Origin of the sequence: Hymenobacter coccineus, assembly GCF_001816125.1 — a bacterium.
Classification (GTDB): Bacteria; Bacteroidota; Bacteroidia; order Cytophagales; family Hymenobacteraceae; genus Hymenobacter; species Hymenobacter coccineus.
Genome location: NZ_MDZA01000104.1, coordinates 1 through 7839, shown reverse-complemented (window position 1 = coordinate 7839; position 7839 = coordinate 1). Strand labels below are relative to the sequence as shown.

The following is a 7839-nucleotide window of genomic DNA, read 5'->3' as shown; positions in this document are numbered from 1 at the left end:
TGGCTTCGGGGGAGGCGGCGGAGGTGGTGGCGGCGGCTTCGGCGGTTTTGGCGGCGGCGACAGCGGCGGCGGCGGCGCCAGCGGCAACTGGTAGGGCCCCCGGGCCTTACCAGTTGCCGGCGCGGCCAGTACCATGCCCGGTCAGGTGTGCTGGCTAAGTCTCTGCTTTTAATCCCCATTTCTCAGCGCCATGCGCTCCCTCCGGTCTTCCCTGTTCCTGCTGATTGCTGCTGGTTGGCTTCCTCCCCTTTTCTCTGAGTAGCTGCGACGCCCTTGCCGGGATCTTCAGGGCCGGGGCCTACACGGGCATCATTGGCATGGTGCTCGTTATCGCCTTGGTTATCTTCGTTATCAGCAAGATGAGCGGCGGCGGCAGAGGCTAGTCTTCTTAGGCCATAACAATAAAAAAGCGGCGCTTCCCGATTGGGAAGCGCCGCTTTTTTGTGGCCGTGCTGGGGGCCCTACTCGCCCTGGCGGGCCTTGGGCATGGTGCCGATGACGTGGTCCCAGAGGGTGCTGCTCACGCCGAACGCCACCTCGTCTTGCCGGTAGTGGTGCTGGCTGTGGTGCGTCCACCACACCTTCAGGAAGTTTTTGGGCGGCGAATACGCGTGGATGGCGTAGTGCACAAACAGGTACGAAGCGTAGCCGAACGTGAAGCCGGCCAAAACGCCGAACGCCCAGCTGCCGAATACCAGCCGGAAAATGAAGAACAGCAGCGACGCCACGAACACCGTGACGATGGGCGGCATGGCCAGCCGCGTCTTGTCCTTCGGGAACTCGTGGTGCACGCCGTGCATCGTGTACTGGAACTTGGCCTTGCGCGGCGTGGTGGCCGGCAGGTGGTAGAGGTAGCGGTGCACCGCGTATTCGATGAACGTGAACAGGAGCAGCCCGCCTAAAAACAGCCCCAGCGCCGAAAGCCCCGACAAAAAGCCGTGGGTGAAGCCGTAGTACAGGCTCAGCAGCGTGGTGGCGGTAAAAATGCCCACCGGCCAGGCGATGTGGGTGTGCGAGAGCCGCTCGAGCAGCGGGTTTTCGAAAAGCTGGGCCGACCCTTTATGTTTGGGCCGCGGGGCGGCGGGGGCGGGGGCTGCGGGTGCTGATTGCATAGATAAAGAAGGAATTACGCGAACACTTGGGCCCACAAATTTACGGCCCCCGACCTAAACGGGGGCCCCGGCCGGAAAGCCGGCGTGGGCTAATGCGGGCAACAACGCGACCAGCGGCGCACGGGTTTCCGTGAAGCGCAAGCGGGCCTGTGAATAAAACCGCTCGCGAGCCGCCAGGGTTTCGGCCAGCGACGTGGCCAGCTGGGGCCCCGCGCCTGCCAGCAGCGGCCGCCGCGCCGCGCCGCCGCGCTCCAGGCGCCGGGCCAGTACGGCCGCTGGCACATCCAGCCACAGCGTGAACGTGCTGGTGTTGAGTACGTTGATGTTGTCGTGGAAGCAGGGCGTGCCGCCGCCCGTGGCCAGTACCAGGGGCCCCGGGCGGGCCACCACCGCCCGCAGCGCCTCGGCTTCCAATTGCCGGAAATGGGCCTCGCCGTGCTCGGCAAAGATTGCCGGAATGGCCTGTCCAGCCCGCGCCACAATCTCGGCGTCGAGGTCCAGAAAGCGCCAGTTGAAGTGCTGGGCCAGGGCCCGGCCCAGCGTGGATTTGCCCGAGCCGGGCATGCCAAGTAAGGAAAGGTGGGGAGGCATTTAACAGTTATCAGTTAACAGTGACAGGACCTACGCAAAGAAGATTTCGGCGGGCCTTGCGTAATTCCTGAGTGATTCGTTTTGTGACCTGTGCCATGTTAAAGCCTTTTTGGGGTTCTGTGAGGTTCCGGTACGCGGGAAATCAAAACCACGCTAATCAGCTGTTAAATGGTAATTGATAACTGTTAACTGATTTTCACCCGCGGGTCGAGCACGGCGTAGAGCACGTCGACGGCGATGTTGATGAGCACGAACAGGGCCGCTACGAACAGCGTGGCCCCCATTACGACCGGAAAATCGAGGTTCTCAACGGCCCGCAGCGTGACGGTGCCCAGGCCCTTCCAGTTGAAAATGTACTCGATGAAGAACGCACCCGCCATCAGCGAGGCCAGCCAGCCCGACACGGCCGTCACCACCGGGTTTAGGGCGTTGCGCAGGGCGTGGCGCAGCACGGTGGCGCGGTAGCTCAGGCCCTTGGCCCGCGCCGTGCGGATGTAGTCCTGCCCCAGCACGTCGAGCATACTGGAGCGCGTGAGCTGCGTGATGACCGCCAGCGGCCGCACGCCCAGCGCCACGGCCGGCAGCAGCAGGTTGCGCAGCGCCAGGTGCCGCACACCCGTAAACGGGTCGGTTTCAAAGAGCTGGCCCGTCAGGCTCAGGCCCGTCCAGCGGCTCCAATAAAAGCCAAACGTGACGGCGATGATGATGGCCGCCACGAACGAGGGCACTGAAATGCCCAGCACCGAGGTCGTCACCAGGGCCCTATCGAGGGCTGACTGGGGCCGTATTGCCGCCAGCACGCCCAGCGCCACCCCGATGACGCTGGCAATGAGCATGGCCGCCAGCGCCAGCCACAGCGTGCCGGGGAAATAATCGAGCAAGATGCTGAGCACGTCCTTGTTGCTCTGGAACGAGCGCCGCAGGTACGGCACCTTCAGCACCAGCGCCTGGGGCCCCAGCGGCAGCACTGTGAGGCCCCCGTAGCGGGCCCGCCCGGCCGAGTCGCGCGGGTGCAGGCCCAGCGGCGATACGTCGTTGAGGTAGCCCACCAGGCGCCGGGGCAGGGGCTGGTCGAGGCCCAGGTCGGCGTTGATGGCGGCCTTGGTGGCCAGGTCGGTGCGCTGGCCGGCCAGCAGGGCGGCGGGGTCGCCGGGCAACACATTGAACAGGAAAAACACCGTGCACGCCACGCCCACCAGCACAAGCAGGCCCTGGCCCAGGCGACGGAGGAAAAAGGTGAGCATGGGGTTGGTGCTTAGTGCGTGGGCGAGCGGTGCGGGCTGCCGGCTTTTCGCCGGCTGCCCGCTAATCGTTGCCGTCGCTGCCCAGCGAAGGGTAATAATCGTGGCAAAAGTAAATCGGGACCCCCAGCAGACACCAGGCCGCCGGAGCCCCTGGTTGCCCTGGCAATATTGGGCAGCCGGCGAAAAGTCAGCCGCCCGGGGCCCTAATACAGCTTCTCCACTTCGTACAAGTTCGGTACGTCGTGGTAGTGGTACTTGGCCAGGATCTTACCATTTTTGAGTACCATCAGCCCCGGGTTGGAGCGCACCATGGACTTGAGCACGGTGGCGTCGGCGGTGTAGTAGGGCACGGCCAGGTTCACGTCGTGGCGGAAAGCGTCGAACTTAGCCGGGCTGGTGCTCGTGATGGCCAGCACGTCGATGTGCTTGCGCGATTTCTCAGCCGCGGCAAACAGGGCGTTGATGGGCAAAAACCGCTCACGGTCGGCCTTGTTGCTGTTTTGGATGATGATAATCAGCTTGTTGCCGGTTAATACCTGCTTGGTCACGTCGTTGCCCTCCAGGTCGTACACCGCAAAATCGGTGATGGTGGGGCGCGATTTTTCCGGGTTCAGCACCGTCATGGACTGGTACTTCCAGGTCGAATCGGTGGGGAACTGGTCGAATTCCTTGGTTTCGCCGTTGCGGGTGAAGGTGTAGCGGTAGCGGGCCGCCTCCTGGGCCTTCATCAGCTTTGGAATGTCGTTGCCCACCTTGTAGGGCAGGAAATCGAAGTAAGGCTGGTGGCCCAGGGCCCGCATGCCAATGCCCACGGCCAGGGCCGTAGCCACGGTCATCATCATCAGGCCCGTGGTGCCGGGGGCGAAAGTGCGCCGCAGAAACCGCTGGTTCCAGAACACCACGCCCCACAAACCCAACAGCACCAGGTCTTTGGTAAATGAGGCCCAAGGCGTGAGCTTGAGGAAGTCGCCGAAGCAGCCGCAGTCCGTCACCTTGTTAAAGGCGGCCGAATAGAAGGTGAGGAAGCCAAAAAATACCAGCAGCGCCAGCAGCACCCACAGCGTTTGGCGCAGGTGCCAGCGCAGCAGTACGGCCACGCCCAGGATTACTTCCGACGAGCTGAGGAAGATGGACAGGAAGCGGGCCGCGTCCTTGAAGTTCAAGAAGAACGGGCTGATGTCCTTGGCGAACACCTCAAAGTATTCCTCCAGCTTGTAGGCCGTGCCCACCGGGTCGTTCAATTTAATCAGCCCCGAAAACACAAACAGGGCCCCCAGCGCCACCCAGCACACGCGGGTGAAGTAGCGCAGCGGCCGGGGCGGGGCCATCGGCGGGGGCAGGGGTGGCACGCTGGCGGCCGAGGCGGGAGGAGCAGGAGTGAGCATGGCAAAAGACGTTAAGGAAACGGTGGGCGGGCCCGGGCCCCGGGCTAAGCCTCGCTTAAAATCAAAGCAAAGACGGCGTAGTTCAGCATGTCGCGGTAGCTGCCCTCCACGCCTTCCGAAACCTGCGCCGCGCCGCCGAGGTTCTCCAATTGCTTCACGCGGTGCAACTTCATCAAAATCAGGTCCGTGATGCTGCTCACGCGCATTTGGCGCCAGGCCTCGCCGTAGTCGTGGTTTTTGGCCAGCAGCAAGCGGCGGTTTTCGGCGGCTTCGTGGTCGTAGGCGGCGGCCACGGCGTCGGGCCCCATGTCCAGGGGCGTGCCAGTGGGCAGGTGCAGCTGCATCAGGGCAATGAGGCAGTAGTTGACGATGGCCACGAATTCCTCGTCCACGCTGTCGGCAATCTGCTGGGTGCCAACTTCCTGAATGGTGCGGATGCGGTTGGCCTTGATGAAAATCTGGTCCGTGACGGACGGCAGGCGCAGGATGCGCCAGGCCGTGCCGTAGTCGTGGGTTTTGGCCAGAAACAGCTGGCGGCAGCGCGCCAGCAGCAGGTCGTAGTGCGCGGGGGTGGCGGTCAAGGGGGCTGGGGTAGGAGGGTTCGGGGGTAGGCGGGTAGGAGGTAGGTGGGCCGTTGGCCAATTCCAATCCCCGCCGCAAGTTCGCCACCGCCGCCGGATATTGAGCCCTTCCTCTGCTCGCCCAGTACCATGCCCACCCACCCTCCTGCCCTCCTACCCTCCTACCCTCAAACCCTCCTCAGCCCCCACGGCCGCCTGCTCGACCTGCGCCAGCCGCGGGTGATGGGCATCCTGAACGTGACGCCCGACTCGTTCTTTACCGGCAGCCGCGTGGGTGGGGAGGCCGACCTGCTGGCCCGCGCCGGGGCCCTGCTCACGGCCGGCGCCACCGTGCTCGACGTGGGCGCTTACAGCACCCGCCCCGGTGCCGCCGACGTGCCCGTGGCCGAGGAGCTGGCCCGCCTGCTGCCCGCCCTGGGGCCCTGCGGCGCGAATTCCCCCAAGTGTTTTTGTCGGTCGATACGTTCCGGGCGGCCGTGGCCGAGGCCGCCGTGCACGCCGGGGCCGACCTGGTGAACGACGTGGGCGGCGGCACGCTCGATGCGGAAATGTTTGCCACCGTGGGCCGCCTGCGCGTGCCCTACGTGCTGATGCATATGCGCGGCACCCCCCAGACCATGAGCCAACTGACGGACTACGCGGACGACCTGGTGCTGACGCTGCTCCGGTTTTTCCGCGACGGGCTGGGGGCCCTGCGCGCCGCCGGGGCCCACGACGTGGTGCTCGACCCCGGCTTCGGCTTCGCCAAAACCCCTGCCCAGAGCTACGAATTGCTACGCCGCCTGCCCGAGCTGGGGGCCCTGGGGCGGCCCGTGCTGGCCGGCCTCTCGCGCAAGAAGCTGGTGTACGGGCCCCTGGGCCTCACGCCCGAAGCGGCTCTCAACGGCACCACGGCCCTGCACATGCTGGCCTTGCAGGGCGGGGCCCGGCTGCTGCGCGTGCACGATGCGGCCGAAGCTATCCAAGTAATTCAGCTTTATTTAAATATTTTTAAGTCAAAAGGTGCTGACTTGAGCTGAGCAGGCGCATTTTTTTGCACTTTGGGCGCGGTTTGCTGGTGAAAAATTGCGTTCTTCGCAACGCGGCGGTGGTTTTTGGAGTCTTTGCAGGGCCCCGCTGCCCCCGCAGGGGCCCCGGGCCATTTTTCCACCCTTCAGCGTCCTGCCCGTGTCCGGCCCGTTCCCCATCGACTTTTTGCGTTTCGGCTGGACCGACGCGGCCGATGTGCTGCTGGTGGCCGTACTGTTCTACCAGCTTTATAAGCTGCTGCGTGGCTCGGTGGCCTTGAGCGTAGCCGTGGGCTGGGCTTCGCTCTACCTGTTGTACTTGGTAGTGAAGGCGTTGAGCATGGAGCTGCTCACCACCATCCTGGGCGAATTTATGAGCGTGGGGGTGCTAGCCACCATTATCTTGTTCCAGCAGGAAATCCGGCGGTTTTTGCTGACAGTGGGCCAGGCCACGGCCTTCGAGCGGGTACGCCGTTGGCGCTGGGGCTCAACGGCCACCGCCCCGCTGACCGTCGAGCCCTTCGTGGAAGCCGCCAAGAGCCTGAGCAACAAGTACACCGGGGCCCTCATCTGCTTCAGCCAGGCCTCCGACCTGAGCGTCTACGCCGAATCGGGCGACTGTCTCGACGCCGAGGTAAGCAAGCGCCTGCTGTTGACCATCTTCAACAAAACCAGCCCGTTGCACGACGGGGCCGTGATTGTGGCCAATGGCCGCCTGCAAGCCGCCCGCTGCATCCTGCCCGTGAGCGACAACCCCGACGTGCCCGCCGCCCTGGGCCTGCGCCACCGCGCCGCCATCGGCCTCACCGAAATCACCGATGCCATCGTGCTGGTCGTCAGCGAGGAAACGGGCCAGATGAGCCTGGTGCGCCACGGCGAAGTGTACCGCGGCCTCGAAGCGTCTGCCCTCGCCGCCCACCTCAGCGAGTGGCTGGGGGTGGACAACCGTCCCGCCGGCCAGCCCGTGGCCGTGGCCACCGCCACCTAAAGCAGCTTGGACTGTAAAGCCCGAGCTACGTGCACCTTTCCCAAAATTTCTGGTTTATACCTGGTCGGCGTCGAGCAGCGAGGCAGCTACTTTGTAGCCGGGGGGCGGCCCTTCGGGCTGCGGCTCGCTGAGTGAGGCCGGCGGGTGGCACAGCACGAGGCAGCCGCCGCGCTGGCGCAGGCGCTCGGCCCCCTGGCGCAGCAAAAACAGGGCGTGGGCGCTCAGGTCGGCTAGGCTACTGCAATCGACCCATACGCGGCGCTGGGGCTGGTGCAGGGCCCAGCGCAGGGCCCGGGCCAGGGGCGCGAGGCCCGCCCAGCCGTCGCTGTCGGTGAGGATGAGCAGGCAGCTATTCGGCAAAACTTCTTGGTAGACACGCATGACGGCTGGGCTTGTTTAAGGAAAGCGCCGGGGCCCCACGCAAATTGCGGGACATTGTGGTGTTTGGGCGAGCGCAGTGGCGGTAACTAACGCGGCAAACCAAGCTTCGCAGATTTGCCAACGGCCGGCAAACGCTTGAAGGGGAATAGATATTGCAAATTTATTAGCCAAGAATCAAAATTTTATCTAAGAATATACTGATATTTTCTTGCGTGATGTACGCACAAAGTCGCCCGTGCTACACCGCGCGCAAGCCCGGTTGTGCCAAGTAAGTGGTTGATAAAAAAATAATTAGTACTAAAAAAAAGTGCCGTTGCACCCGCCGAAAATCCCGTGCCAGGCCTAATTCAACAAGCCTTCCGTCACGGCCCGGTGGATGAGGGCGGCGGTATTCTTGGTTTGGGTTTTTTCCAGAATGTGCTGGCGGTGGGTTTCAACGGTGCGCTTGCTGGTGAAGAGCTTGGCGGCGATTTCGTTGGTGGTGAGGCCCGTGGCTAGCAGCTGGAGCACCTCCAGCTCGGCGAGGGGTGAGGTGGCGGGCGGGCGGGCG

General features: G+C 64.0%; 10 protein-coding genes. 3 read left to right on the top strand and 7 right to left on the bottom strand.

Annotation, left to right across the window (positions count from 1 at the left end; translation table 11 throughout):
• Positions 1 to 461: 461 nt before the first annotated feature.
• The 5 genes from BEN49_RS07670 to BEN49_RS07650 form a co-directional block, all read right to left on the bottom strand.
• Positions 462 to 1112 (bottom strand): sterol desaturase family protein, encoded by a 651-nt coding sequence (locus BEN49_RS07670; RefSeq protein ID WP_070742456.1) that lies wholly within the window; start codon positions 1110 to 1112, stop codon positions 462 to 464.
• Positions 1113 to 1166: 54 nt separating this feature from the next.
• Complete coding sequence (locus BEN49_RS07665; RefSeq protein WP_070742455.1) at positions 1167 to 1703, bottom strand: shikimate kinase; 537 nt, start codon at positions 1701 to 1703, stop codon at positions 1167 to 1169.
• A gap of 185 nt (positions 1704 to 1888) precedes the next feature.
• Entirely contained in the window at positions 1889 to 2947 is a 1059-nt protein-coding gene (locus BEN49_RS07660) for an ABC transporter permease (RefSeq protein ID WP_070742454.1), read from the bottom strand.
• 203 nt (positions 2948 to 3150) lie between these two features.
• Positions 3151 to 4332, bottom strand: a complete 1182-nt coding sequence (locus tag BEN49_RS07655) for a BT_3928 family protein (protein ID WP_239691862.1) — start codon at positions 4330 to 4332, stop codon at positions 3151 to 3153.
• 44 nt (positions 4333 to 4376) lie between these two features.
• Positions 4377 to 4913 carry a DUF1599 domain-containing protein gene (locus BEN49_RS07650; RefSeq protein ID WP_070742453.1) on the bottom strand — a complete coding sequence of 179 codons (537 nt, stop codon included), beginning with the start codon at positions 4911 to 4913 and terminating at the stop codon, positions 4377 to 4379.
• Positions 4914 to 5042: 129 nt separating this feature from the next.
• Between BEN49_RS07650 and BEN49_RS30460 the strand changes: the two genes are divergently transcribed.
• The 3 genes from BEN49_RS30460 to cdaA all read left to right on the top strand — a co-directional run bounded on the left by BEN49_RS30460 (position 5043) and on the right by cdaA (position 6908).
• Positions 5043 to 5429: a dihydropteroate synthase gene (locus tag BEN49_RS30460; RefSeq protein ID WP_317040410.1), complete on the top strand. Its 387-nt coding sequence runs from the start codon at positions 5043 to 5045 to the stop codon at positions 5427 to 5429.
• A complete protein-coding gene (gene folP / locus BEN49_RS30455; protein WP_317040409.1) occupies positions 5363 to 5932 on the top strand; it encodes a dihydropteroate synthase in 570 nt (189 codons plus the stop codon). The genes BEN49_RS30460 and folP overlap by 67 nt, the downstream gene beginning before the upstream one ends.
• A gap of 148 nt (positions 5933 to 6080) precedes the next feature.
• Entirely contained in the window at positions 6081 to 6908 is an 828-nt protein-coding gene (cdaA, locus tag BEN49_RS07640) for a diadenylate cyclase CdaA (protein ID WP_070742452.1), read from the top strand.
• 54 nt (positions 6909 to 6962) lie between these two features.
• Here the strand turns inward: cdaA and BEN49_RS07635 are convergent, their stop codons facing one another.
• Positions 6963 to 7268 (bottom strand): hypothetical protein, encoded by a 306-nt coding sequence (locus BEN49_RS07635; protein ID WP_125916619.1) that lies wholly within the window; start codon positions 7266 to 7268, stop codon positions 6963 to 6965.
• Between the two features lie 363 nt (positions 7269 to 7631).
• On the bottom strand, positions 7632 to 7839 hold a 208-nt coding region (locus tag BEN49_RS07630), incomplete at its 5' end, for a response regulator transcription factor (RefSeq protein ID WP_141765630.1).